Annotated in this window: 25 protein-coding genes; 11 read left to right on the plus strand and 14 right to left on the minus strand. The window is 67.5% G+C overall.

The window, feature by feature from the left end; genetic code table 11:
* Positions 1-101: 101 nt before the first annotated feature.
* From mutM to CXQ92_RS03890, 4 genes are all read right to left on the minus strand, one after another.
* The gene (gene mutM / locus CXQ92_RS03875; protein ID WP_104165413.1) at positions 102-1064 is read right to left on the minus strand and encodes a bifunctional DNA-formamidopyrimidine glycosylase/DNA-(apurinic or apyrimidinic site) lyase; all 963 of its coding nucleotides are present in this window, start codon (positions 1062-1064) and stop codon (positions 102-104) included.
* Positions 1065-1811: a ribonuclease III gene (rnc, locus tag CXQ92_RS03880; RefSeq protein WP_104165414.1), complete on the minus strand. Its 747-nt coding sequence runs from the start codon at positions 1809-1811 to the stop codon at positions 1065-1067. It lies immediately after the preceding gene.
* 73 nt (positions 1812-1884) lie between these two features.
* Complete coding sequence (rpmF, locus tag CXQ92_RS03885; RefSeq protein WP_043445822.1) at positions 1885-2088, minus strand: 50S ribosomal protein L32; 204 nt, start codon at positions 2086-2088, stop codon at positions 1885-1887.
* A gap of 2 nt (positions 2089-2090) precedes the next feature.
* Positions 2091-2657, minus strand: a complete 567-nt coding sequence (locus CXQ92_RS03890) for a DUF177 domain-containing protein (protein ID WP_104165416.1) — start codon at positions 2655-2657, stop codon at positions 2091-2093.
* Positions 2658-2774: 117 nt separating this feature from the next.
* Between CXQ92_RS03890 and CXQ92_RS03895 the strand changes: the two genes are divergently transcribed.
* Positions 2775-3359, plus strand: a complete 585-nt coding sequence (locus CXQ92_RS03895; RefSeq protein ID WP_104165418.1) for a YdcF family protein — start codon at positions 2775-2777, stop codon at positions 3357-3359.
* A gap of 22 nt (positions 3360-3381) precedes the next feature.
* On the opposite strand, the gene coaD is transcribed toward CXQ92_RS03895, so the two are convergent.
* A complete protein-coding gene (gene coaD / locus CXQ92_RS03900) occupies positions 3382-3852 on the minus strand; it encodes a pantetheine-phosphate adenylyltransferase (RefSeq protein WP_104165420.1) in 471 nt (156 codons plus the stop codon).
* A 78-nt stretch (positions 3853-3930) separates the two neighbouring features.
* On the opposite strand from coaD, the gene CXQ92_RS03905 reads away from it, so the two are divergent.
* From CXQ92_RS03905 to CXQ92_RS03925, 5 genes are all read left to right on the plus strand, one after another.
* A complete protein-coding gene (locus CXQ92_RS03905; RefSeq protein WP_104165422.1) occupies positions 3931-5166 on the plus strand; it encodes an aminotransferase class I/II-fold pyridoxal phosphate-dependent enzyme in 1236 nt (411 codons plus the stop codon).
* Positions 5163-5987, plus strand: coding sequence for a spermidine synthase (locus CXQ92_RS03910; protein ID WP_258069693.1), 825 nt, complete (start codon positions 5163-5165; stop codon positions 5985-5987). The genes CXQ92_RS03905 and CXQ92_RS03910 overlap by 4 nt, the downstream gene beginning before the upstream one ends.
* A gap of 123 nt (positions 5988-6110) precedes the next feature.
* Positions 6111-6452, plus strand: coding sequence for a hypothetical protein (locus CXQ92_RS03915; protein ID WP_104165424.1), 342 nt, complete (start codon positions 6111-6113; stop codon positions 6450-6452).
* A 176-nt stretch (positions 6453-6628) separates the two neighbouring features.
* A complete protein-coding gene (locus CXQ92_RS03920) occupies positions 6629-7231 on the plus strand; it encodes a hypothetical protein (RefSeq protein WP_104165426.1) in 603 nt (200 codons plus the stop codon).
* Positions 7232-7353: 122 nt separating this feature from the next.
* On the plus strand, positions 7354-8118 hold the full coding sequence (locus tag CXQ92_RS03925; protein ID WP_104165428.1) for a YcnI family protein: 765 nt from the start codon (positions 7354-7356) through the stop codon (positions 8116-8118).
* 68 nt (positions 8119-8186) lie between these two features.
* Here the strand turns inward: CXQ92_RS03925 and rsmD are convergent, their stop codons facing one another.
* Genes rsmD through CXQ92_RS03965 form a run of 8 tightly spaced genes read right to left on the minus strand, consistent with a single transcriptional unit; the run spans position 8187 to position 16089 of the window.
* The gene (gene rsmD, locus CXQ92_RS03930) at positions 8187-8759 is read right to left on the minus strand and encodes a 16S rRNA (guanine(966)-N(2))-methyltransferase RsmD (RefSeq protein WP_104165430.1); all 573 of its coding nucleotides are present in this window, start codon (positions 8757-8759) and stop codon (positions 8187-8189) included.
* Between the two features lie 37 nt (positions 8760-8796).
* Positions 8797-9840, minus strand: coding sequence for a sulfate/molybdate ABC transporter ATP-binding protein (locus tag CXQ92_RS03935; protein WP_104165431.1), 1044 nt, complete (start codon positions 9838-9840; stop codon positions 8797-8799).
* Positions 9837-10682: an ABC transporter permease gene (locus CXQ92_RS03940; RefSeq protein ID WP_258069694.1), complete on the minus strand. Its 846-nt coding sequence runs from the start codon at positions 10680-10682 to the stop codon at positions 9837-9839. The genes CXQ92_RS03935 and CXQ92_RS03940 overlap by 4 nt, the downstream gene beginning before the upstream one ends.
* On the minus strand, positions 10672-11457 hold the full coding sequence (modA, locus tag CXQ92_RS03945; protein ID WP_104165433.1) for a molybdate ABC transporter substrate-binding protein: 786 nt from the start codon (positions 11455-11457) through the stop codon (positions 10672-10674). The genes CXQ92_RS03940 and modA overlap by 11 nt, the downstream gene beginning before the upstream one ends.
* A gap of 5 nt (positions 11458-11462) precedes the next feature.
* The gene (locus CXQ92_RS03950) at positions 11463-11867 is read right to left on the minus strand and encodes a molybdopterin-binding protein (RefSeq protein ID WP_104165435.1); all 405 of its coding nucleotides are present in this window, start codon (positions 11865-11867) and stop codon (positions 11463-11465) included.
* A 38-nt stretch (positions 11868-11905) separates the two neighbouring features.
* Entirely contained in the window at positions 11906-14137 is a 2232-nt protein-coding gene (locus tag CXQ92_RS03955; RefSeq protein ID WP_104166700.1) for an ATP-dependent DNA helicase RecG, read from the minus strand.
* A gap of 13 nt (positions 14138-14150) precedes the next feature.
* Positions 14151-15095, minus strand: coding sequence for a DAK2 domain-containing protein (locus CXQ92_RS03960; RefSeq protein WP_104165437.1), 945 nt, complete (start codon positions 15093-15095; stop codon positions 14151-14153).
* 22 nt (positions 15096-15117) lie between these two features.
* Positions 15118-16089, minus strand: coding sequence for a thiamine-phosphate kinase (locus tag CXQ92_RS03965; RefSeq protein ID WP_104165439.1), 972 nt, complete (start codon positions 16087-16089; stop codon positions 15118-15120).
* A gap of 43 nt (positions 16090-16132) precedes the next feature.
* On the opposite strand from CXQ92_RS03965, the gene CXQ92_RS17765 reads away from it, so the two are divergent.
* The gene (locus CXQ92_RS17765; protein ID WP_146067374.1) at positions 16133-16354 is read left to right on the plus strand and encodes a hypothetical protein; all 222 of its coding nucleotides are present in this window, start codon (positions 16133-16135) and stop codon (positions 16352-16354) included.
* A 439-nt stretch (positions 16355-16793) separates the two neighbouring features.
* On the opposite strand, the gene CXQ92_RS03970 is transcribed toward CXQ92_RS17765, so the two are convergent.
* On the minus strand, positions 16794-19712 hold the full coding sequence (locus tag CXQ92_RS03970; RefSeq protein WP_146067375.1) for a heparinase II/III family protein: 2919 nt from the start codon (positions 19710-19712) through the stop codon (positions 16794-16796).
* 387 nt (positions 19713-20099) lie between these two features.
* Between CXQ92_RS03970 and wecB the strand changes: the two genes are divergently transcribed.
* From wecB to CXQ92_RS03985, 4 genes are all read left to right on the plus strand, one after another.
* Positions 20100-21257 (plus strand): non-hydrolyzing UDP-N-acetylglucosamine 2-epimerase, encoded by a 1158-nt coding sequence (wecB, locus tag CXQ92_RS03975; protein ID WP_306738398.1) that lies wholly within the window; start codon positions 20100-20102, stop codon positions 21255-21257.
* A 175-nt stretch (positions 21258-21432) separates the two neighbouring features.
* Positions 21433-22713, plus strand: a complete 1281-nt coding sequence (locus tag CXQ92_RS03980; RefSeq protein WP_104165444.1) for a glycosyltransferase family 25 protein — start codon at positions 21433-21435, stop codon at positions 22711-22713.
* A 364-nt stretch (positions 22714-23077) separates the two neighbouring features.
* Positions 23078-24046 (plus strand): hypothetical protein, encoded by a 969-nt coding sequence (locus tag CXQ92_RS17770; RefSeq protein ID WP_146067376.1) that lies wholly within the window; start codon positions 23078-23080, stop codon positions 24044-24046.
* Between the two features lie 210 nt (positions 24047-24256).
* On the plus strand, positions 24257-24739 hold the full coding sequence (locus CXQ92_RS03985) for a hypothetical protein (RefSeq protein ID WP_104165446.1): 483 nt from the start codon (positions 24257-24259) through the stop codon (positions 24737-24739).
* The last annotated feature ends 256 nt before the right edge of the window (positions 24740-24995 follow it).

Below are 24995 nucleotides of genomic sequence, written 5' to 3' on the forward strand. Positions count from 1 at the left end.
CATCCGTTGTGGATCGGACGCGAGACTAACCGTACCGGTTGGTAACACCTGTTGTCACATTTAGATCACGAGGCGAATATCACCTTTTTCTGCCTAACGGATCAGAACCGTGCCTTGCGCGGGCGCGGCTGGCAGATCGGGCACAGGTAGGACGACCTGTTCATGAACGATTCGCGGCGCAGCAGCGTGGTCCGCCCCTCGGATGCGCAGCGGCGGCATGGCCGGCCCTCCCGCCCGTAGGCCTCCAGATCGCGCGCGAAGTAACCCGATGCACCGTTCACGTTGACGTACAGGGAGTCGAAGCTGGTGCCACCGGCCGCCAGCGCCCGTTCCATCACGGAGGTGACGGCGTGGACGATGCGCCGGGTATCGGGCCGGCGCATGGTGTCCGTGGGGCGCGCGTAGTGGAATCCGGCCGCCCAGAGCGCCTCGTCCGCGTAGATGTTGCCGATCCCGGAGATGAGCCCCTGGTCGAGCAGGGCCCGTTTCAGGCCCGTCCTGCGCCCGCGGAGGCGTTCGTGGAAGGCATCCGTGGAGAAGCCGGGGTCGAGGGGATCGCGCGCGATGTGCGCGGCCTGGTGGGGAACGAGTGGCAGGTCGGAGGCGCCGAGCCCGCCGGGCAGGCCATCCGGTGTCGGGTCCAGCTCCGCGACGAACATCCCGCCGAAGATCCGCTGGTCGACGAACCGCAGCTCGCCCGGCAGGGCGGCGCCGTCGTCGTCGACGGCCGGGGAGAGCGCGAGGCGGACCTTCAGGTGCTTCTCGAGGGGGGCGTCGGGTTCCTCGACGAGGAGTTGCCCGCTCATCCCGAGGTGCGCCATCAGCGCGACGTGCGGGCGATGACCGGGTCGGGCCGCGTCCTCGAGGATCATCCACAGGAACTTCCCCCGGCGCACGACGTCGCTGACGCGGGCACCCTCGAGGGTGCCCACGAAGTCCTCGACGCCGTCGACGTGCCGCCGGAGGGATCGGGGATCCAGGACGTCCACGGATGCGATGGTGCGGCCCGCCACCCAGCGTGCGAGGCCGCGTCGGACGACCTCGACCTCGGGGAGTTCAGGCACTCAGGGTCCGTCGGGCACCGCAGTGGTGCCGGTGCTGTCGGCGGGGCCGCCGGGCGGTAAGGGGTCCAGGGGCACCGCGAGCGTCTTCCAGGACTCGGCCGCGGCCGCCTGCTCGGCTTCCTTCTTGGAGTTCCCGCACCCGGAGCCGTACTCGATGCCACCGATCAGCAGGCGGGCCGTGAACGTCCGGGCGTGATCGGGTCCCGTCCCGTCGACCCGGTAGTCGATCGTCCCGAGCCGCCGGGCGGCCGCGGTCTCCTGGATGCGGGTCTTCCAGTCGGTCCCCTCGCCGAGAACCGCCGCATCGCGCAGCAGCGGTCCGATGAGCCGCATGACCATGGCGCGGGCCGTCTCGATGCCGTGGCTGAGGTAGGCGGCCCCGATAACGGCCTCCATGGTGTCCGCCAGGATGGAGGCCTTGTCCCGCCCGTTCGTCAGCTTCTCCCCCTGGCCCAGCAGCACGTAGCTGCCGAGGTCCAGGGTGCGGGCCACCCCCGCGAGTGCCTTCGTGCTGACGACGGCGGAGCGCCTCTTGGCGAGGTCCCCCTCGGACAGATCCGGGTGGTCCCGGTACAGCGCGTCGGTGACCGCCAGCCCGAGCACCGAGTCGCCGAGGAACTCCAGGCGCTCGTTCGTCGGGATCCCGCCCTTCTCGTAGGCGTAGGAGCGGTGCGTGAGGGCAAGACGAAGCGTCCCGGCATCGATATCGACACCGAGACGCTTCGTGAGGTCTTCCGTATTCTTCACAACTGCATCAACCGATCCAGCATCGGACGGGCGCCGGCAGGCTCGAGGCCTGCCCTGCGGCGCGGGTCCGTTGTCAGACGTCGGCTACCTTGCGGCCCTTGTACTCGAGGAACAGCGGGGTGCCGGCGGAGTCGGTGACAACCTTGGCCTGGTGGGCGAGGCTGTAGGTGACGCGGCCGTTCTCGAGGGTCTTGACCAGCTTGGGGGCGGTTGCCTTCCACTGGGACCGGCGTGCGCGGGTATTCGCGCGGGACATTTTCCGTTTTGGGACAGCCACGGCTAACTCTCTTCCTTCTCGTCTGACTCTGACTTGGGTGCCGCGTTCTGCTCGGCGGCGGTGCCCGTCAGCCCGGCGAGGGCTGACCAGCGAGGATCCAAAACTTCATGGTGGTGGTCAGGATCATCATTGAGCCGGGCTCCGCATTCGGAGCACAGACCCTGGCAATCCTCCCGGCACACCGGCTGGAATGGCAGTGACGTAACCACAGCATCCCTCAACACGGGTTCCAGATCGACCGAATCGTTCTCCACCCTGTGCTGTTCTTCTTCCTCTTCCACCGACAGCGACGCGGAGTCGCTGTAGAAGAAGAGCTCCTGGATCTCCACGTCGCGGTCGAACCGCAGTGGCTCCAGGCACCGGCCGCACTCGCCGGTTACTTCGACGTTCGCCGTTCCCGATACCAGGATTCCCTCGTGCACCGATTCGAAGCGCAGATCCAGTTCCATGTCGGAACCCTCCTGCACCCCGATCAGGGCTACGCCGAAATCCTTGGGTACCGGTGCATGTTCTTCGATTGTCCGCATGCTTCCCGGACTGCGCCCGAGATCCTTGACACTGAAAGTCAAAGGCGAACTGAGATCGCTTTTAATGGTGACTCCTGTAGAACATATGACCGACGTACCATCCTAGCCTGATCCGGCGGGCAGGCCCAAAACGGGCGGGACGTCTAGGCTCGGACCGTGATGTCCGAATCCCCGCCCCCTGCACGGCGTCGACGCCTCCCGCGCCTCCTGCGCACGGCGGGTGTGCTTCTGGCGATGGGACTCACGGCCTGGCTGGTCCTCGCCTGGACACTGTTCTACGATCCCCCGCTCCGCCCGGCGGGCAGGGCCGACGCCGTCGTCGTCCTCGCCGGGGCGGCAGCGGAACGGCTTCCGCTCGGCCAGGAGCTGATCGACGACGGCGTCGCCGACGAACTGGTCCTCTCCTCCACCGGGCTGCCGGGCAATGCGGTGACCGATGCCGTCTGCGCCGAGCAGAACCCCCAGACCACCTGCTTCGTCCCGGATCCGCTCACCACGCGGGGTGAGGCGCGTGCGGTGGCCGCGCTGGCTCGGGACAACGGCTGGGACGAGATCGTCGTCGTCACCTCGACCTACCACGTGACCCGGGCGTCGACGAACCTGGGGCAGTGCTCCGAGGCGGACATCACCATGACCGGGTCGCGGCCCGAGCTCGGAGCCTCCGGCTGGCTCGCGCGGTTCGTCGAGGAGAGCACGGCGCTCGTGGCGTCGGTCGTGCGGCCGGCCTGCGCCCGCCCCGTCTGAGGACCGGGCCCGCGGGCCGGGATCAGGACGTCCGCAGGTGCTTGTTCACCGCGTCCGGGACGAAGGACGTGACGTCCCCGCCGAGTGACGCCACCTCCTTCAGGAGGGTCGAGGAGACGTGCGCGAACTCGGTGTCCGTCGGCAGGAACACGGTGTCGATGTCGGCCAGGTGACGGTTCATGGTGGCCATGGGGAGTTCGTAGTCGAAGTCGAGGCCGGACCGCAGCCCCTTCACGAGGGCGCCGGCCCCGTGCTCCCGGCAGAAGTCCGCGAGCAGGCCCTCACCCATCGGGAGCACCGTCACCCCGGGCAGGTGCGCCAGGCTCTCCGCGCAGAAGGCCATGCGCTGCTCGAGGGCGAAGCGGTACGTCTTCGCGTAGTTCGTCGAGACCGCGACGATCACCTCGTCGAACAACCGCGCGGCACGGCTGATCACCTCGAGGTGGCCATTGTGGAGGGGGTCGAAGGATCCGGGGCAGACGGCGCGGCTCATCCCCCCACGGTACCCAGTCCCGGGGTTCCTCGGCGGACCGGGCGGGCCCCCGGCGGTGGGAGCGGTGATACTGGTGGGATGACGACAGACGCTCAGACTCCTTTCCCGCGGGGTATCGGCGGGGCGCCGTGGATGCGGGCGGCGCGCGGCGCGAACCTGCTCGGCGACGACGGCCGGCTCGGCATCACGATCTTCGAGGAGGTCACGGCCCTCGCGCAGCAGCATGACGCGGTCAACCTCGGCCAGGGCTTCCCGGACGAGGACGGTCCGCGGGAGATCCTGGACGCGGCGCGGGCCGCCATCGCCGGCGGGGCCAACCAGTACGCCCCGGGCCAGGGGCTCGCCGTGCTGCGCCACGCGATCGCCGCACACCAGGAGCGCTTCTACGGCCTCACGGTGGACCCCCGGACCGAGGTGATCGTCAGCACGGGCGCCACCGAGTCCATCGCCGCCGCGATCCTCGCGTTCGCCGGCCCCGGGGACGAGGTGCTGACCTTCGAACCGTTCTACGACTCCTACGGCGCCGTGATCGGCCTCTCCGGCGCGACACACACCACGGCCCCGCTGCGCGCGCCGGACTTCCAGCCCGACGCCGCGAGCCTCGAGGCGGCGTTCAGCGAGCGCACGAGGATCGTCGTCGTCAACAACCCGCACAACCCGACGGGCAGCGTCTTCACCCGCCCCGCCCTGGAGCTGATCGTGCGGCTGGCGGAGCGCTACGACGCGATCATCGTGACCGACGAGGTGTACGAGCACCTCACCTTCGGTGTGGAGCACGTGCCGATCGCGTCCCTGCCCGGGGCGGCCGGACGCACCCTGAGCATCTCCTCCGCCGGCAAGACGTTCTCCGTGACGGGCTGGAAGATCGGCTGGCTCAGCGGACCGGCCGAGCTCGTGGCCCAGGTGCGCACCGTCAAGACCTTCCTCACCTACACCTCGGGCACGCCGTTCCAGGGCGCGGTCGCGCAGGGCCTGGCGCTGCCCGACGCGTTCTTCGCCTCGATCGCGGGCACCCTGCGGAAGAAGCGCGATCTGCTGGGCGAGGGCCTCCGCGCGGCCGGCTTCGACGTGTTCGAGCCGGAGGGCACCTTCTTCACCATGGTGGACGCCGCACCGCTGGGCATCGAGGACGCCACGGACCTCGCGCGCCGCCTGCCCGCCCTGATCGGCGTCGCGGCGATCCCCGTGGCGATGTTCTGCCACCCCGAGGGCGCCGGGCAGACCCGGTCCCTGCTCCGCTTCGCGTTCTGCAAGAAGTTCGAGGTCATCGAGGAGGGCGCACGGCGCCTGGCGACCCTGCGGGAGCGGGTGTGAGCAGCGGGTCGGCACCGGAGCACGCAGAGGGGGACGGGGAATTCGAGGTGCCCACCCGCTGGCTTCCGGGGACGGGCGCGTACGCGGAGATCGACGAGGACGCCTACATCGAGGGCGCCCTGATCCTCAGCATCGGCGGCGCGCAGCAGTCCCATGTGGACATGCTGCATCCCGGCCGGGTCTTCTACGAGTACCTGCAGCGCATCGCCAACGTCATCGACCTCGCGGCACCCCCGGGTGCTCCCCTGCGGGTCCTGCACCTCGGCGCCGGGGCCCTGACCCTCGTCCGCTACGTCCAGGCCACCCGGCCCGGCTCCCGGCAGGTGGCCGTGGACCTGGAGGCCGAGCTGATCGACTTCGTCCTCGAGGCGATGCCGCTGCCGGAGGGCACGTCCTGCGAGATCGTCGTCGGAGACGCCGCGGACGCGGTGCTCGAGCAGCCCGACGCGGCCTTCGACGTCGTCGTGCTGGACATCTTCGCCGGAGCGGACGCGCCCGCCCACCTGACCGGCCCGGACTTCGCGGCGCATCTGCTGCGGGTGTGCGCCGAGGACGGCGTGGTGCTGGTGAATGTCGGCGACGACCCCCCGCTCGCCTTCGCCCGCACCCAGAGCCGCCAGCTCTCCTCCCTCGCGCCGGCCACCGCGGTCCTCACCGAGGCCGCCATGGTGGGCGGCGAGCAGGCGGGGAACGTCGTCGTGGCTGCCCGCCGCGCGGCGTGGCCGGCCTCCTGGACCCGGGCGCTGCGTGCCGCCGGACCCCATCCCGCGGCCGTCCTGGTGGGCCCGGACCTCGCGCAGTTCGAGCAGCTTCCGACCTAGCTCGCCACGGGAGGACGGGGCTGTCAAGGAGAATTCCGCGCTGCACCGTCCCGGCGTTCCTCGTAGCCTGAAGAGGCTGAAGCAGTTTGGCTCGGACCCTTCCCGTCCCTGGGAGACCTGGCCATGAGCCACAAACTGCGCATCACCATCAACCTCGACCTCGAGCTCCGCCTGGCGCACATGGAGATCCATGGGTGCCTCACGGAGGAGAACCACCGGGCACTCCTGCCGGTCGTCAGGCGCTGCTTCCGCATCCTGCAGGAGCCCTGCGTCGTGATCGATACGAGCAAGGCCCAGCACATCGACACCGAGGGCATCGACGCGCTCCGCCGCCTGGGCGTCGGCCGGGCCGACCAGGCTGCCTTCGACTTCCCCGGGTCCTGCTCCCTGGTGGTACCGGACGACCTCCCGGTATGCCCCGCCCGTGCCCCCCGGTTCCACGGTAGCCACCGATACGCGTCATGACCGGCGGCCCGTCGGCGCCTTCCCACAGGGCCCATCCGCAGGCCGTGCCCGCACGAAGTACCCGTACAGGGGTGGCGCGGACGACGGCGGTACGCTGGTCGGGAAGGTGGGCGTGCCAGGAGTGCCGGTAGCCCCACCGATGATTCGAAGCACTTCATGACGGGGAGGAGACGCGCATGGCCGACGGCGGCCTCCCCTATCTCCGGGCCCTCACCCTCGTCTCGCTCATCCTGTCGGTGTCCGCGGCATCCCACGTCCTTGCCGCCGGGCACCTGCCGCACCTCGGGGTGATCCTGCTGCTCGGCGCGCTCCTCCTGGTCCCGGTGATGCTGCTCACCCGGCGTGCGCTCTCCTTCCGTGCGGCGCTGCTCGCCATGGGCGCCGGGCAGCTGCTCCTGCACACCCTCTTCGGCATGACGGCCGCACCCGCCGTCTGCCGGAGCTCCTCCGCGATGCCCGGCCACCACGCGGCCTTCGAGCTCGCCTGCTCGCCGGCCATGCAGGACCAGCTGGGCGCCGCCTCCGGGGGCCTCGCGATGCTGCTGCTGCATGCACTCGCCACGGTGATCCTGGCCGTCGCGGTGTCCCGCAGCGACCACGCCCTGGAGTTCCTCCGCGCATGGCTCCGTCCGCTGTTCGTCCGCCCGGCGCTCGCTCCGCCGGCTCCGGCGCGCCGCCGCCCCGTCCAGGACGTCCCTGCGCCCGTCGCCCCGCTGTCGGTGCATGCCTCGGTGCCGACGCTGCGCGGGCCGCCGCGTACCTCCGCGCTGCCGATCTGACCCCGGACGTCCCTGCGGACCCCCGGGCGACGGCGGCGCGTCCTGCGCACCACCCTCCCCAGATCCTCGCCGCTCCCCGTCTCCCCGCCGCGGGCCGGAGCGCACCCCCGAAAGGCAGTCCCATGACCTCCTCCCATGCATCCCGCGCCCTCACCACCGGCGCCGTCGCCCTCGCCACCGCCGGCCTGATGGCCGTCGGCCTCGGCGCGGCGGCCGCCCATGTCAGCGTCGCACCCACCTCCACCACGGAGGACGGCTATGCGCAGCTCACCTTCAGCGTCCCCAACGAATCCGAGACCGCCGGCACGAACAAGCTCGAGGTGCAGCTTCCCACCGAGCAGCCCTTCACCTCGGTGCGGGTCAAGCCGGTCGAGGGCTGGACGGCCGAGGTGGTCACCGGCGCCCTGCCGGAGCCCGTCACCACCGCCGACGGCGCCACCCTGAGCGAGGCGCCCCTGTCCGTCGTGTGGACGGCGGACGCCGGCGCCGAGATCTCCCAGCAGGAGTACCAGACGTTCTCGATCTCCGTGGGCCGCCTCCCGGAGGCAGGGTCCACGGTGCTGCTGCCGACCACGCAGTCCTACACGGACGGCGAGGTCTCGGAGTGGACCCAGGAGACCGTCGAGGGCGGGGAGGAGCCCGAGAAGCCCGCACCGTCCTTCGTGACCACCGCCGCTGCCGAGGGCGAGGACGCGCACGGCTCCCACGGGACGGCTGACAGCGAGGCGACCGACGAGGCCGTCGACACCGAGCAGGCTTCGTCCAGCACCGACGCCGGCACCGACACGGGCTCGACGTCGGCGGTCGCCTGGGCCGGCCTGGCCGCCGGCCTGCTCGGGCTCGCCGCGGGCGTGACGGCGCTGGTCAGGACGAAGCGCCGGGCCTAGTCCCCGCAGCTCGGGCCGGGCTCCGACCCCAAGGGTGATCGGAGCCCGGCCCCAGCCGGGTCCGCGCGTCAGTCGACGGCGGGCTCCAGGAACCAGAGGCGCGTCTCGCCGTACTTCTTGTCCGCGAACCGTTCGAGCCATACGGGCCAGTCCGGTTCCGGAGAGCGCGACGACCGCTCGACGACGACCACGGCACCCTCGGCCAGCCGCGACTCCAGGGCGCCCAGGACCGCGAGCACGCCGTCCGCCATGACCGTGTACGGCGGATCCATCAGGACGAGGTCCCACGTCACGTCCGGCGCCACGCGTTCGAGGTACGTCTCCACCTTGGACCGGTGCACGCGCACCGCCGTCCAGCCCAGCACCCTGTTCACGAGGTCGGCGTTCTTCTGCGCGACGGCGGCGGCGCGGTCGGCCGATTCGACGAGGTCCACGGTGGCCGCGCCGCGGCTCGCGCTCTCGACCCCGAGGGAGCCCGAGCCGGCGTAGAGGTCCAGCACGTGCGCACCGTGCACCACCCCGTAGGACTCGAGGCTCGAGAAGAGGGCTTCCTTCACGCGGTCCGTCGTGGGCCGGGTGCCGTTGCCCTCGACGCTGGTGAGGGTCGAGCCGCCCGCGGCTCCAGCGATGATACGGGTCATGCCGTCGACTCTATCGCCCGTCCGGCACGCGCAGGTCCTACAGCGGGTAGATGCTTGCGTCCTCGTGGCGGAACCCCAGGAACATCCGGCTGCCGGGCACGATCCCGAGGGCGACGACGTCGGACGGGGCCACGTCCGCCGCCATGCCGCCGGCGTGCAGGCGGACGAGGTCGCCACGGTGCTCGACGTCGTCGACCTCCGCTGCGATGCAGGCCGTTCCCGGCGCGGTCACGGCGCTGCGGGACACGGTGACCCGGCCCGGCCGGACGGCGAGCGCGAGGGACGTCCCCTCCGGCGCCGTGTCGGCGAGCGGCAGGACCCATCCCTCCTCCGACCGAAAGCCCTCCGCGGTGCGGAGTCCCGTCACGAGGTTCAGGCCGGCCAGATGCGCGCCGAAGGAGGTGACGGGCCGCGTCAGGACGACTGCGGTGGCCCCGGACTCCACCACCCTGCCGCCGTCGAGGATGAGCACGCTGTCGGCGAGGAGGAAGGCGTCGAGGGGGTCGTGCGTCACGATGATCGCCGAGCGGTCCACCAGGACATCCCGCAGGAGGGTCCGGATGGCAGGGGCCACGGTGACGTCGAGGGCGGACAGCGGTTCATCCAGGAGAAGCAGTGACGGGTCCGCTGCGAGCGCGCGGGCGATGGCGACGCGCTGCGCCTGCCCGCCCGAGAGCCGGCCGGGCCGCCGTCCCGCGAGATCCGCGGCGCCGACGCGGTCCAGCCAGGACAGGGCTGTCGCGCGGGCGGCGGTCCGGTCCACGCCGCGGCTCCGCGGGCCGAACGCGACGTTCTCCAGCGCGGTGAGGTGCGGGAACAGCAGCGCCTCCTGTGCCAGCAGCGATACACCGCGGTGGCGAGGTTCCACGAGCGTGCGCCGGTCGGCGCCGACGTCGAAGAGGACGGTCCCGTCCAGCTCCGCCCGCCCCATGGACGGTGCGAGCAGACCGGCGAGCAGGGTGAGCAGCGTGGACTTCCCGGCACCGTTGGGCCCCAGGACGGCGAGGGTCTCCCCCGGGGCGAGCTCGAAGGCCACGTCGAAGCCGCGCTCGGCCAGGGTCGCGGTGAAGGTGAGGCTCATGCGCGGGCCGCCTCCCGGGACGGCGCCCGCGGCGGTGCGAGGTCGCCGAGGGGCCGGACACGGTGGGCCACCCCGACGACGGCGATGGCCACCAGCACGAGGATGAAGGAGAGGGCGACGGCGGCGTCCGGGTCGGTCTCCCGCTGGAGGTACACCTCGAGCGGGAGCGTCCTCGTGGTGCCCTGGAGACTGCCGGCGAAGGTCAGCGTGGCACCGAACTCCCCGAGGGCCCGCGCGAAGGAGAGCACCGCCCCGGACACGAGCGCCGGCAGCACCAGGGGCAGGGTGATGCGCCGCAGCACGGTCCAGCGTCCGGCGCCGAGGGTGGCGCCCACGGCCTCGTACCGGGTGCCGACCGTCCGCAGGGCGCCCTCGAGGCTGAGCACCAGGAACGGCAGCGCGACGAAGGCCTGCGACAGGACGACGGCAGTGGTCGTGAAGGCGATCTCGATGCCCAGGGCGCTGAGGCTGCTCCCGAGCAGCCCCCGCCGCCCGAACGTGTAGAGCAGCGCGAGGCCCCCGACCACGGGGGGCAGGACCAGCGGCAGCAGCACGAGGGACCGGAGCAACCGCTGGCCACGGAACGAGGTCCGGGCGAGGACGAGCGCCATGGGAACGCCGAACAGGACGCAGAGCGCCGTCGCAGTGAGGGAGGTCCGCAGGCTCAGCAGCAGGGCCGCCGCCGCGCTCTCCGACGTGACGAGGGGGACGAAGTCCGGCCAGTCGACCCGCAGGGCCATCGCGACGACGGGCAGGACCACGAACAGGCTGCCGACAACGGCGACCGCGACCACCCAGCGAGGCAGGCGTGCGGCGTCCAGGGGTGCCGCCTCAAGGCGCACCGAAGCCCGCCGCCCCAAGGACGGACTGCCCCAACGGACCGGACGCGAACTCCACGAACTCCCGCGCGGTCCCGGCGTCACCGCTGCCGGCGAGGGCCGCGATCGGATAGGTGGTGCGCGCGCCGGCGGCTGCCGGGACGTCGATGCCGCGCACGGCGTCGCCCGCCGCCCGCACGTCGGTCCTATAGACCAGGCCGGCGTCCGCCTCGCCGGAGGTGACCTTCCCCAGCACATCCGTCACGGAGGATTCCTCGCTGACGGGCGTCAGGTCCACGCCGGCGGCCTCCTCGAGCTTCGCGGCCGCCGCCCCGCAGGGCACCTGCCGCGCGCAGACCACCGTCTTGACGCCGGGCTTCGCAGCGTCGACGAGGGAGGTGATCCCCGCCGGGTTGTCCGGCGGCACCGCGAGCTGGAGCGTGTTGGTGGCGATCCCCACGGGGTCGCCGTCGAGCAGGGCTCCGACCTTCACCATGGTCCTGGCGTCGGCGGAGGCGAAGACGTCGGCCGGTGCGCCCTCGCTGATCTGGGTGGCGAGATCGGACGAGCCCGCGAAGTTCAGGGTGACCTCGGCCCCCGGGTAGGCCTCCTCGAACTGCCCGGCCAGTTCCGTGAAGGGGGCCGTGAGCGAGGCGGCGGCGAACACGGTGATGCTGCCGTCGACCGCGTCACCGCCCGCGGCGGCGTCGGGGTCCGCGGTGCCGCACGCGGTCAGGGCGAGCACGACGGCGGCCCCGGCGAGAGCGGCGGTCCGGCGGAGGGCAGGCGTCAGGTACATCCCGGTCACGCCTTGCCCGCCGGGGTCTCGATGATGACCGTGGTGGCCTTGACGACGGCGATGGCGATGGAGCCCTTCTCCAGGCCGAGGTCCCGCACGGCCTCGCTGCTCATGAGGGACACCACGCGGTGCTGACCGCACTGGAGTTCCACCTGGGCCATGACGGTGTCCGTGATGATGTCCGTGACGATCCCGACGAAGCGGTTGCGTGCGGACCGGCCGATGTCCGAGGGGTCCCCGGGGAGCACGGCATTGCGGCGCGCGAGCCCTGCGAGCTCCAGGGCGTCCACCACGGCCCGCCCCGAGGCGTCCTTCGTGCTGCCGAGGAGGCCGCCGTCGATCCAGCGGCGCACGGTGTCGTCGCTGACCGCGAGGAAGCGGGCGGCATCTCCGATCCGTATCTGCGTCATGGAAAAGAGATTACCTCCTCAGACGCGGAGGACGCAGGTCAGCCCTTCTCGAGGAACGATTCCTTCTCGGGGTTCAGGTACAGCTCGATCGCCAGCGCCAGGCCCGGGGAATCGTGCAGGTCAGGATCCTCGGCGACGATCTCCTGTGCATCGGTGCGTGCCTTCTCGATGACCTTGCCGTGCTGGGTGATCTTCAGGAAGCGCAGCGCCGAGCGCCCGCCGGACTGCGACGCCCCGAGGATGTCCCCTTCACGCCGGAGTTCGAGGTCCTTCTGGGAGAGCTCGAAGCCGTCCGTGGTGGACGCGACGGCCGCCAGCCGCTCCCGGCTCGGGTGCTCCGGTTCCAGCTTCGTGACGAGCAGGCAGGTTCCCGCGTGCCCGCCCCGGCCGATGCGCCCGCGCAGCTGGTGGAGCTGGGAGATGCCGAAGCGGTCCGCGTCCATGATGACCATGAGCGTCGCGTTGGGGACGTCGACGCCCACCTCGATCACCGTGGTGGCGATCAGCAGCCGCACGGTGCCGTCCGCGAAGCGCGCCATGACGTCCGCCTTGTCCTGCGGGTCCATCCGCCCGTGGAGCATGCCGCTCGTGACGCCCTGCAGCTGCGGGATCCCGGCCAGGGATTCGAAGAGCGCGACGACGCTGGTGAGCTCCTGTGGTCCCCCGGCCTTCCGGTCCGCGGCCGGCTCCCCGTAGAGCGCCTCTGGGGCGTCGTCGTCGACCCTGCCGTTGTCGCCGATCTTCGGGCACACCACGTAGACCTGCCGCCCGGCGTCGATCTCCTCCCGGGCGCGCGCCCAGATGCGGTCGATCCACGCCGGGTGCTCCGTGAGCCCCACCTCGTGCGTCGTGATCGGCGACCGACCGGCCGGCAGCTCGGAGAGCGTGGAGGTCTCGAGGTCGCCGAAGACCGTCATGGCGACGGTCCGCGGGATCGGCGTCGCGGTCATGACCAACACGTGCGGGGAGGTGCGGGCCTTGGTCCGCAGGGAGTCCCGCTGTTCCACGCCGAAGCGGTGCTGCTCGTCGACGACGATCAGGCCCAGGTCGAAGAACTGCACGTTCTCGGACAGCAGCGCGTGGGTGCCGATGACGATCCCGGCCTCCCCCGAGGCGGCGTCGAGCAGGGATCTCTTCCGCTGCGCCGTGGACATGGACCCGGTGAGCAGCACCACGCGCGTGCCGTCCATGGCCCCGCCGAGCATGCCGCCCTCGGCCAGCGGCCCGAGCGTCCGGGTGATCGACTGCAGATGCTGGGCGGCAAGCACCTCGGTGGGCGCGAGCAGCGCCGCCTGTCCCCCGGCGTCGATGACCTGCAGCATGGCGCGCAGGGCCACGAGGGTCTTGCCCGAGCCCACCTCACCCTGCAGCAACCGGTTCATGGGGTGGCTCCGGGCGAGGTCCTCCGCGAGGGTCCGGCCCACGTCGTGCTGTCCCTGCGTCAGGGTGAAGGGCAGCCTCGCGTCGAACTGGTCCAGCAGTCCGCCCGCCTGGGGCGGGCGCGCCGTCGCCTCCTCCCGGGCGGCGAGCGCACGACGGCGGGCGAGGGCCGCCTGCAGGACGAACGCCTCCTGGTAGCGGAGTCGGTGCTGGGCCCGGTAGGCGTCCTCGATCTGCGGCGGCCGGTGCACGAGCTCGTAGGCGGTGGCGAGGCTCATGAGCTTGTCGCGGCGGGCGATCGACGCCGGGATGGGATCGTCGAGGTCGAAGAGCCGCAGGGTGTCGAGGACCACGCCCACGGCCTTGGCGATCTGCTCGCTGCTGAGCTTCTCGACCGCCGGGTAGACCGGGATGGGGCGTTTGGCGCGGGCGGGATCGTCGTCGCCCTCGTCCAGCAGGGAGTAGCGCGGGTTGGTGAGCGAGAGCCTGCCGCGGTAGATCGTGACCTTGCCCGAGAACATGGCCCGCACGCCGGGCTTGAGCTCCCGGGCTGCGGTGAAGCCGTTGAAGAAGGTGAGGTTCATGCCGCCGAGGCTGCCGTCGGCGTCGTCGGTGATGACCACCTCCAGGAGCGTCCCCTTGCGCGTGTGCATGCGCCGCGAGTTGGCGGACTGCACGCGGGCGATCAGGGTGACCTCCTCGTCCACGGGGACCTCCGCGATGGGCGTCAGTTCGCCGCGCTTGAGGTAGGTGCGCGGGAAGTGGTTGAGCAGCTCCCCCACGGTGGTGATGCCGAAGTACTTCTCCAGGTGCTTCGCCACCGGGCCGAGGCGCTTCCCGAGCGATGCGTCGAGCTCGGACGCGCTCGCCTGCCGTTCCGTGCCGGTCACGGGCCGCACCGTGTCAGGACTCACCGGCCTCGACTCCGACGGGCGGGACGGCGAGCTGGGTCACCGTGATGTTGACCGGCGTTCCCGCCTCGTGGATGAGGGCCAGCGCGGGTGCCGCGTCCGGGACGTGCACGTGGACGCGCCAGCGGTAGCCCTCCTCGACCTCCGTGACGGCGCTCATGATCACCGAGTCGCCGATCTCGTCGAGGTGGAGGCGCAGGGTGGCGGCGTCCAGGGGGCTGAGGTTGATGGTGCACATGACCTCGACGCCGTCGGCGTCCCCGCCCCGGTGGATGTGCGGCGCCTGGATGTCGTAGCCGTGCAGGCCGTCGAGGAGTTCGTCCTGCAGCTCCTCGCCGAGGGCCGCGGCGCGGAGCGCGTCGAGGATGAGGAGGAAGCCCACGCCGCCGGCGTCGACCACCTTCGCCTCGGTCAGCGCGCCGAGCTGGCTCTCCGTGTCCACCACGGCCCGCAGCGCGGACTGCACGGAGGCCCGGAGGGTGACCGTGAGCGCGTGGTTGCTGTCGTCGCCGGCGTGCCCGGAGGCGGTCTCGGCCGCCCCGCGCGCGCTCGCCTCGAGGACCGAGAGCATGGTGCCCGGCACGGGGTCGCTGAGCGCGGACCAGCTCCGGATCTCCGCACGGTGCAGCGCTGACGCGAGCGACGAGCTGGTGAGTCGCGTGGTGCCGTGCAGCGGTTCGGCGAGCGCGGAGAGGAAGACGGCGAAGAGGGTGCCGGAGTTCCCGAGCGCCTCCTCCATGGCGGCGCGGCCCGCGATGCTCAGCAGTTCGCCGAGGTCGACGGCGTCGGTGGCGTGCGCGGCGCGTGCGGCGGTGCGGACGGTGCAGTAGAGGTTGGTGCCGGTGTCGCCGTCGGCCACCGGGAAGATGTTGATCGCGTTCAGGCGGTCGCTGTGGTTCCCGAGAGACTCCTCGGCCTTGCTCAACCAACGCTTCATCGCGAGCGCGTTCGCGGTGACCTTAGTGTGCAAAGTGATCCCATCCCCTGAGAGCTGCGGCCTGCGACGCCAGTGTCACGAGCGGCTCGCCCGGCACTGTCGAGCCTACCGCAGTGAACCCGGCCGGCAGCAGGACCCCCGGCGGAAACGTGGCGAGGAGTCCGTGGTCCTCGCCCCCGCCGAGCACCCACTCCATCGGATCGATGCCCAGCAGCGCCGCGGTCTCCTCCAGCGGGCCTGCGTACTGCTGGAGCGCTGCCGGGTCGAGATCGAGCCCCACGGCGCTCGCCGTCGCGATGCGTCCGGCGTCGCGCATGAGCCCGTCGGAGACGTCCAGCATGGCGGACGCGCCGGCGACGGCGGCAGCGGGACCGGCGGCCAGGGGTGGTCGTGGCCGCAGCTGGGCTGCGACGAGCTCCTCGCCCGATACACCGAGATCCTGGAGCGGGCGGCCGTCCTCGAGGAGGGCGAGGCCGGCGGCGGCGCGGCCGAGGGTGCCGGCGACCGCGACGGTGTCCCCCGCTTCCGCACCCGAGCGCAGGACGGGCTCCCGGCCCTCGAGCGTCCCGGTGACCGCGGCGGTGATGACGAGCTGCGCCCCGGCCCCGAGGTCGCCGCCGACGACGCCGCACCCCGTTGCGCCGAGCTCACGGATCGCCGCGGTCAGGCCGTCGGCGAGCGCCTCGACCCACTCCACGGGAGTGGTGGGCGGGAGGGTGAGGCTGACGACGAGCGACGTTGCACGGCCCCCCATCGCGTTGATGTCGCTGAGGTTCTGGGCGGCACACTTCCAGCCGACGTCGTAGCCGGTAGTGCAGTGGCCGCTGGGTCGCAGGAGCCGGAAATCGTGGTCCTCGACGAGCGTGTCGATGCTGATCACGGTCCTGCCGTCGGGGGCGGCGAGGACCGCGGCGTCGTCACCGGGGCCGAGGAGGACGGCGTCCGGGACGGGGAGGCGGGGGAAGATCCGCGAGAGGAGCTCGGCCTCGGTCATTTCTCCGACGAATGGGGACACTGTCCCACAGTAGGGGCTAGCCGTGACGAATAACGACCACTACCAGACCGTCGCGACCAGGTTGAGGCTCGAGACATTCGGCATCGACAGCTTGATCACGGTCAGGCGCGCGCCCGTACGCGAGGTTTCCGGGGCAGGTGAGCTCGTCAGGACGGCGCCGGCGGGCACTCCATCGAAACGGATGTTCGCGGTCTGCCCTCCGTTCCGCGGCTACACGAACACGATTCGTGATGAACTCCCTTAGTCCGTCACAGTCTTAATCGCGTTCCATGCCGCGAAGCTCGGCTCGATGGAGGTCGGCGACGTCCGTCCCCGGGTCCGGCAGGACCCCCAAGCACCGCGGGCGCAAAGGGGGTCCGCTATACGGGATTCGCCCGGCCCTACAATGCGGGACCGAGCACCTAACCGATCATCCGCTCGCACGGTTGAATGCCGAACTCAGCATCGGTGACCCGGACCATGACGTGAGCCTCGCCTGGCAGAACTCCCAGCAGCTGCGCTCGATCCATCACGTCAAGCCGAAGAGGGGCCGGACCCTAGTCGCGGACATCCTTGCCTTGGTCCAGACCTGCCCCATCCCCGAGATCGCGCGAGGCTTTCGCGATTTCACAAACTACAGACTTCGCTGCCTGCTCGCCCGCCGGCGGACACCGATCATGTTGAGCCGAACCCACCACCCACACCTAGCCGACGGTGGCAGTGAGGTCCAGACTCGCGGTTGCGGGCATGGTCAGCTTGATCACCGTCAATTTGCTCCCATCTGGTGCCGTACCCGGAGCGGTGACGGCAGAAATCACGGAGCCCGATGGCACTCCGTCGAATCGCAGATTGGCAGTTTGACCCTTCTTAGTCATCACCGCCCGGGTGCTTGACGCATCTATAGTCACTTCAGCATCAGTAACCCATTGCCAGGTCAGTGGAATTCCAGAGCTGGAACGAACGGAATCCTTCACGACCAAGGCTGCATTGCCGTGAATCAATGTCCGGCGAGCGGAGCTGGCGCCCGGCAGCGCCTGAACCATGTCCACGACCGCCGTTGACGACGAGGGCAGGGCGGTCACCGCTTTGGCCGACACCGGCTGATTCGTGCCGGTCACCATCAGCGTGGAATGAGCGCTGGTTCCGGGCTTCCAGTAACCCCAGCGCGTAGTGTCGCCGTAGTATCCGGCCGGCTCCCCTAGTTCAGTACCCGGGTCCACTGCCCATTGGACCCCCCGGCGGAAGAAGGACAACGTACCGAGATCCAGATGGGCGTGGTTGACGCTGTTGTCGCCGCCTTTGAGAGTCGCCGTCCCCTCCGAGGAGTGCAATGCAGCGAGCCCGGTGTGCGGATATATGCTGTCACGCTTGGCGGGGAGATCACCGGGCTCGGTCCACCACCACATCAGATAGGCATCGGGCTTCTTCTGGAGCTCCACTGACACCCAGGCGGCTGCAGCTGGATCCTTCCGGGAGAAGGCATCCCACGCCGGCATGAGCGGACTCAAGGCGTCAGGTTCCGCATCTGCAAAGGGGGTCGGCAGGTCGTCTGGACCGGTGCTGTTCATCGCGTAGTCAGACACTTTAGCCAGTGACGGCATAGCAAGAGGGCTGGAGGCATATACGTTCGGCAAAGTCGCATACAGGGTTGCAAGAGCACGGCTTTGGTAGGTCCAGTAACCCGGGCCCTCGCCCGTGCCACCGTCAGTCGTTACGAGCTTGAGCGCTGGCTGGATCGAGACGAGAGATTCTTTGGCGAGGGCCGCAGCTTGCAGCGGCGCGTTCTCCAGGAATACTGCCGCCGCCACAAAAGTGGCTGAGTTGTGGAGAGCGGCGATGTTCGTGGGGGCATCCACAAAATTCTCCCGGTCCGCGTGCAGGCAGGTTTGCGGACCAATCCACCGAATCAGCGCAGTGTCCTCCATGCCCACCGAGGAGGTCCAGTCAGTTGAGGTCCCAGCCGCAAGCAACAGATGTGAGGCGCTGAGGGTGTTCATGGATTCCGGCCCGGCTTCCAGCACGCGGCGCGTGTCCGCACGCAGTGCGTTTCCGGCTTCGGCGTCACCTGCCTGGAGCCACCCATAGCCGAGTCTGGCGATACGCGGCGAGAAACCACTCTGGAGCTGCTCGAGAGTCAACACCTCGTCCGCCTGAGCCGAAGCAGAGCGTAGCATCTGCCCGTGAATTCCTGACAACCTAGGGTCCGAGCCTCCTCGCAATTTCGCTGCAGCGACGAGCGAACTGTTAGTTGCCACGCCAGGTCCACTGGTGGGCAGCCTCGGGATGTACTTCTCCTCGGCCACTGGTAACGCACAGCCTCCCGCGAAGCCGACCCATCCCTGCGCTGTCGGGACATTTGCCGAGCCGGTCTCCATCTCGTCACGCCACTGCGCCGCCTGCAACGGCGAGGCAGGCAGAACCTGACCAATGGTCTTCAACTGGCTCGTCGTGTCGGCCGCTAACAGGGTACTGAAGTTTGACGTGCGGGTCTTGATTGCTTCAAAAGCACTCTGCGTGATGCGCGCGGAAGTGAAATCTGCGAGCGCCTTCGTGGCTACTTGCTGCTGTGCGCCTCTGAGATCTTTGATCGTTCTCAATCGTTCCGCACTCGTTTTGACGGTTGCAGCTCGGAGGCTTTCTGAATCGACGACCTTCGCAGCCGCGGTCATCAACTCTTGCGTCGACGCGGCGGTGACCACGTCTGAAGCTCCGTCCAGGGATACCGAGCCATCAGCTATCGAGTTCTTCACGTCGAGGCCGTCAGCGCGCGCAAGCAGCGGGATGAAAGGACGGGCATCCACGTACTCCTGCTTGGCAGCGTAGATCTTGTTGCGAAGAACGAGTCGCTGCTCACTAAGCGTTGGAGCTGCAGTAGTGTCGACGGGTGTGGTGACCGTGACTGTTGCCGCGGCGGCGTAGTTTCCCTGACCGTCGGAGGCGAACAGGGCGTACGAGTACGTCGTATTGGCCTGCAGCCCGGTGTTGGTGACCGTCGTCTTGGGCGTCGCGGCACTGGTGATGAGCCTGCCCGCCGTGACAGACGTGGGTGCCACTGTGCCGTTGTTCCTGCGGATCATGACCGACTTGTAGGCCGCAGTCCCCGGGATCGTCCACGACAACGTCGCCCCCGTCGAGCCGGCCGGAACCGCCTTCACATCCGTCACCGCCGAAAGCGGCGCCCCCACCAGGACCTCTTTCGGTGTGGTGACCGTGACTGTTGCCGCGGCGGCGTAGTTTCCCTGACCGTCGGAGGCGAACAGGGCGTACGAGTACGTCGTATTGGCCTGCAGCCCGGTGTTGGTGACCGTCGTCTTGGGCGTCGCGGCACTGGTGATGAGCCTGCCCGCCGTGACAGACGTGGGTGCCACTGTGCCGTTGTTCCTGCGGATCATGACCGACTTGTAGGCCGCAGTCCCCGGGATCGTCCACGACAACGTCGCCCCCGTCGAGCCGGCCGGAACCGCCTTCACATCCGTCACCGCCGAAAGCGGCGCCCCCACCAGGACAGTTGGAGGGGCTATCGACGCCCCCTCGACCGCGTTTGCCGGTCCTGCACCAGGAGCCGACAGCAGCAACGCACTAAACGCAGCAACAGCGATATGTACAGACTTGATTTGAGACACAGGTACTTCTCCCCTACAGACCGGCCCCAGCAGCCAGCGCCGAAACGCACATTGTCCCAAGCAAGCACTTGGAACGCTCCACAACCGCTAAGCAAAACCAGGCCGGTGTAACCGGCTCGCAAGCTAAGTCGAGTCGGCCCAGCGCCGACGCCCCAGCAAGATGCGGAGGTGCCCCGACTGTACGGCGAAGGCCATAGACGCGATACCCGTCGAACGAAGAACTTGGTAAATGCCTGCATGCCGCAGGAATCCCGCAAGAAAAACGCAAGATCGACGCCTGCCATCTCGGCTCGCCGCCACATTACGTGTTTGCCAGCGTCGAGCTACGCATGGGCTACGCTAAAGCCGCACCTTCTAGGCAGTCAGGGGACGCGCTTGCTCAGGATCATGCCCATCTATGGGACCCGGCCCGAAGCCATCAAAATGGCACCAATCGTCGATGCGCTCAAGGAATCGAAGCACTTTCAGTGTGTCGTCACAGTCACCGGGCAGCATCGAACCATGCTGGATCAGGTCAATAATCTCTTTGGCATCGAACCCGATCACGATCTCAACATCCATCAGCAGGGCCAGTCACTTTGCGCAATCATGACGCGTACAATCGACGGACTCGATCGGCTATTCCAAACCGACAAGCCTGCGGCCGTCATTGTTCAGGGTGACACCACCACATCCACGGCCGCAGCGATCGCCGCGTTCTACCACGGGATTCCAGTGGTTCACGTCGAAGCGGGGCTGCGCTCGGGCGATTTGTTCTCCCCCTTCCCCGAAGAGGCCAACCGGAAAATCACCTCGCAGATCGCAAGCCTTCATCTCGCGCCGACCTCGACGAGCAAGGCTAACCTGCTCGCTGAGAACGTCCCTGACAAGGACATTGTGGTGACAGGTAACACCGTCATCGATGCCCTTCTGAACACCGTCCAGAAGGAGGTCCCGTTTTCTGACCCGCGACTCGAGGATCTTGCCGTCTCCGGAAGACGCATCCTGCTCGTCACCACGCATCGCAGGGAGAACCAGGGAAACGCCATGCAGGGCGTCGGTCGTGCGCTCGCGCGGATCGCTGACGCTGAGCCGGATCTGATGATCGTCCTGCCTGCCCACAAGAATCCGGTCGTACGCGAGGCCGTTCTTCCCGCGGTCGAAGGAAAACCCAACGTCCTGGTGACCGAGCCGCTTGCATACGGAGAGTTCACCCGCCTCCTATCCCTCTCCCACCTGGTGCTCACAGATTCCGGTGGCGTCCAGGAGGAAGCTCCAAGCCTCGGCAAGCCGGTGCTTGTCATGAGGGAGAACACGGAGCGGCCGGAAGCAGTACATGCAGGCACAGTAGCGCTGATCGGAACTGACGAGAATTGCATTGTCGATGAAGTAGACCGATTGCTGAACGACGCCGAGCGGTACAACTCAATGGCGCACGCAATCAACCCGTACGGTGATGGGTTGGCCGCCGATAGATCCGTATGCGCAATTGCCGAACTTCTAGTAGTTGGCGTCCGCAAGAAAGAGTTCAACGCGCTTAGAGATGTCCGAATAGCTGTCAGCTGATCCTGTCCCCGCTCTTTCGGCCAGAGGCAGTACCAGAGCACGAGGCATCTTCGCCGCTCCACCGCTCGGCATCGCCCCTCGCCGCAACTATCTCACGCGATTCCGGTCGCAACATGGCCTTCTACCTTCCCACCCTGCTGCACAGGCGCAGAAGAATAAGGAAACGGAATCACGTATGACAACAAATTCGGCGAATGTCAAGTTCAACGACGACCTTGAGCGCAAATTTGATGCAGTAAACATCGACGAGGCCAAGGCGAATAGAACTGAATTTCTACTCTATATAGAAGCTGTCCATCAACACCGCGGCCCTGATACGGCTCTGGACGTGCTCGACCGTTATCGCCGGAAAGGTCTGCTGCCAGCGCTAGCGGCGATCGCTTTGCGACAGTTCGCCAGCCGGACGGATGATTTCGGCCTCGCGTCAGAATATCTCAACCAATTGCACTCCAAGGCCCCTCAAGACGGTTACGTAGCCTCGATATATTTGGAAGCCTTGTTAGCGGATGCGCAGGTCGATCTGGTCAAGGCTGAGCTACCCACCTTCCTGAGTAAGCACGGCCTGGGGCAATCCGAGCAGGCGCTACAACGCCTTGCACGCATTGCTGCCGTCGCCGGCGCATGGGAAGCATGCGACCAGCTTCTCGAACTCGAAAGCCTGACGCCTCCTGATAATCCCTTTTTCTGGCAGGTGATGGCCCGGCGGGTGGAGCACGCAGCGAAATTCAGCGGTCAGAGCATAGAAGTTCCAGCACTGGTCGTGAACTTGAAACGCGATCGACGGAAACTGACCCTGTCCAGCACCCTTTTCCCCACTTTGGGAATTTACCCGGAAAGAGTTGAGGCGACCAACGGGAATGACTTGAGCCCGGCGGACGTGCGTCAAGCGGTTGCCGGGCCGGGTGTCACCCTGGGAGCCGGAGCGATAGGCTGCGCCCTTAGTCACATCTCCGCCTGGGAAACAATTGCCGAAGCTGGACACGATTTTGCACTCATTCTAGAAGATGACGCGTTACCCTTCAGCCTCCAAGACATCTCACAATCGATATCCTGCATCGACAAATTCGATGTGTTGTTCGTCAACGAACGAATGTCCGCGCTCACTACAGGACACCATGGAGGGAGCCACTCATCATTGTGGGACAGATTGCAGTCCCGACCAGAATCAATGAAGGGCTGGGGAACTGATGGATATATTGTCTCTCGAAATGGGGCCACTAAGCTGGCCGAGGCGATTGCTTCCGATAAAATTGTCGGTCACATTGACGGGCAGCTAGGGTCTTACGGCATCCAGCCTCACGACGAGCCAGTCAGTAGAGCCCAACACGTCGGGAAGGCCTGCCGGACTCACCTTCGCTCCGGTCTGCTTCTCGACGTGAAGTGTCTAGATTTCCCCGTCGTAACTGCCGCCGATTTCGGCTATTCCTCTATAAAGAATAGTGGGGGTCATCGCTGAGCATGATCGCCCCGCCCGACTTTCCGGAAGGTATTCTATGAACAACTTGTTGTCGGCTCCGGCTTTGCTGAATCAGGAGATTCACCTCTCGACTGGACAGATAACTGGTTCTTTCTCAGTGGAACTCAGCACCAAGTTGGGGTCAGCGGTGGGAGATCGCGCCGTCCTTTTGCGCTTCAGCCTCAACGGGGTACTTGAGAACCCACGAGAAGCGGGTGTGATGCGTTCCGAGAATCCCACAGCCGGCCACTTTGCATACGTTCCGTTGAGCTCAGAGTCTCGCGCCCGAATTTCGCTTAGGCTTCCCCCGGGTGTCTGTTGCGATGGGGTGACGGTCGTGCCCTGGTCTCGGGAGGCGCGCTCCGTGGAGGTGCTCGGCGCATGGATCGATACCTCCACGACTTCAGCGGAGGCGAATTCAGGCGGTGCGTTCAAATCCGTCCGTAACGTATCGCGCTTGAAAGTTGAAAGCCACCCGCACCGGTCGATCGAGGATTTTTACGCGGCGAACACACTTCCCCCAGGGCTGCACATCATTGATTGCGGCGGTCTGCCACTCGAGATCCTGTATAGTCCGCAGGGCGCGGAATCGACATCAATCGTTTTTAACGCGGCTTTGGGCATGGCAACTCGGGAAATTCCTCGCTTCATGGCGGGACCGACGTTCGATTCCTTGCCAACGAACACGGTATCGGTTTTCGATGCATGCCTATACACTCATCCGTCTCTTCAGCTTGGCTGGTACGCCGGATCGAGTGTCTTCCCAATGCAAAAGGAGCTTCCCGGGATTCTTCGCCGTTTCGTCGCCGCCGCAGGCGGGAGCCGCACGCTGCTGTTCGGTGCCTCAGGCGGCGGATTTGCCGCGATCTACTACGCGCAACATTTTCCAAGTTCCCAGGTGGTTGCGATCAACCCCCAAACCATCCTCGCCAACTATATTCCGCGTGTCGTAGACCAGTACCTCACGCTATGCTGGGGGAAACCGTCCAGTACACCGAGTGACACTTCGTTGAGCGAGCACATAGTGTCGGATCTGAGGAAGGTGCCGCTCGACACGCAGGACGTGATATTCCTTCAAAACAGCTCTGATACACATGTCGGGGACCATCTCTTGCCTTACATCCTTAGCCCGGCCAATAGGTCTTCGCAGGTGTTGATCGACAAATGGGGAACCGGACATATCTCGCCTCCCCGTGAAGTAGTGGGTCGTGTTCTCTCCGCCATTGTTGAGCAGGGCGATAGTTGGAAATCCGTGCTCTTGGACATGGGATTCCTTTCAAACCCTTCAGAAGCGCAGATTCTATCCCGCCTCTCCTTTCTTGCAGGCCGTTAGTATCATGGAGTCGTGCAGGAGACGCGGGTAAGTACGCGATATTAACAGGCCGTCGTCAAGGGCGCGGAAGATGAAGCCGACTGTGACGGTTTTTGTTCGGCGAACTTGTGGTTGCGAGCCTAGATCTGAAAGGGCCAAGAGGGGACCTAGATCGGCGACGTTTGCCGAAGGATCGGATCGTATCAAGGCTGTTCCTCTCGAGAAAGCGGAGTGATCGTTGCGCTGCATGTTGAGGAATTGACTACCGGCGCATATGTCGTCGAGCAATTCATGCGGGCTGAATACAACTGCCAAATTCCCCTCAAGGCACGGATCGGTGAAGGAACCCGACTCGGCATCGGCGGCACCGTCATCCATCCGCCCTCGGTCATCGGGCGTAACTGCGTGATCGCCCAGAACCTCACTCTGGGTGTCCGCACCGGAGGAAACGGATTCCTCGTCATTGGAAATGACGTCTTCATCGCTCCCGGCGCGCAGTGCGTCGGTGGGGAATCCCGCGGCAACGTCGTCGTCGGAGCCGACTCGGTGGTGCTTCTGAGGAACCCGACAACTGCGTCGTCACAGGAGTACCAGCACGCATCATCGGCACCGACATTGACAGTTTTGGCGGCAACCCTGACAGACAAGCCCGACGCCGACTTGCGGCGTCCCACCAGACCAGCCCCGGGGCGCTCGTCCTCAGCGCATGGCTAGGGCTTCTTCGTCGTGGAGGGGCATAGGATCTGTTGACTTCTCTGCGCATCACCGGGTGAGCCGACGACGCCTCCCCCACTGGAACAGCGCGTCGCAGCGTCGGCGAGCCATACTGCGCTCTACCTCTCAGCTAGCCACGGTTGCCCTATTCGGCTGCGCCATGCCTAGACCGGCAGCACCCGGGCCTTCCTTTGGCCCAGATGAACGCAAGCTCGAGCCCTGGGAAGCAGCCAGCATCGACCGATTCCCCGGGGAC

Origin of the sequence: Arthrobacter sp. SX1312, from assembly GCF_002929295.1 — a bacterium.
Taxonomy (GTDB): Bacteria; Actinomycetota; Actinomycetes; order Actinomycetales; family Micrococcaceae; genus Arthrobacter_D.

Coding starts and splice junctions, on each gene's coding strand:
- CXQ92_RS03895 (WP_104165418.1), top strand. CDS start 2,775: ATGTCCGAATCCCCGCCCCCTGCACGGCGTCGACGCCTCCCGCGCCTC.
- coaD (WP_104165420.1), bottom strand. CDS start 3,852: ATGAGCCGCGCCGTCTGCCCCGGATCCTTCGACCCCCTCCACAATGGC.
- CXQ92_RS03905 (WP_104165422.1), top strand. CDS start 3,931: ATGACGACAGACGCTCAGACTCCTTTCCCGCGGGGTATCGGCGGGGCG.
- CXQ92_RS03915 (WP_104165424.1), top strand. CDS start 6,111: ATGAGCCACAAACTGCGCATCACCATCAACCTCGACCTCGAGCTCCGC.
- CXQ92_RS03920 (WP_104165426.1), top strand. CDS start 6,629: ATGGCCGACGGCGGCCTCCCCTATCTCCGGGCCCTCACCCTCGTCTCG.
- CXQ92_RS03925 (WP_104165428.1), top strand. CDS start 7,354: ATGACCTCCTCCCATGCATCCCGCGCCCTCACCACCGGCGCCGTCGCC.
- rsmD (WP_104165430.1), bottom strand. CDS start 8,759: ATGACCCGTATCATCGCTGGAGCCGCGGGCGGCTCGACCCTCACCAGC.
- CXQ92_RS03935 (WP_104165431.1), bottom strand. CDS start 9,840: ATGAGCCTCACCTTCACCGCGACCCTGGCCGAGCGCGGCTTCGACGTG.
- modA (WP_104165433.1), bottom strand. CDS start 11,457: ATGTACCTGACGCCTGCCCTCCGCCGGACCGCCGCTCTCGCCGGGGCC.
- CXQ92_RS03950 (WP_104165435.1), bottom strand. CDS start 11,867: ATGACGCAGATACGGATCGGAGATGCCGCCCGCTTCCTCGCGGTCAGC.
- CXQ92_RS03960 (WP_104165437.1), bottom strand. CDS start 15,095: ATGAAGCGTTGGTTGAGCAAGGCCGAGGAGTCTCTCGGGAACCACAGC.
- CXQ92_RS03965 (WP_104165439.1), bottom strand. CDS start 16,089: ATGACCGAGGCCGAGCTCCTCTCGCGGATCTTCCCCCGCCTCCCCGTC.
- wecB (WP_306738398.1), top strand. CDS start 20,100: ATGCCCATCTATGGGACCCGGCCCGAAGCCATCAAAATGGCACCAATC.
- CXQ92_RS03980 (WP_104165444.1), top strand. CDS start 21,433: ATGACAACAAATTCGGCGAATGTCAAGTTCAACGACGACCTTGAGCGC.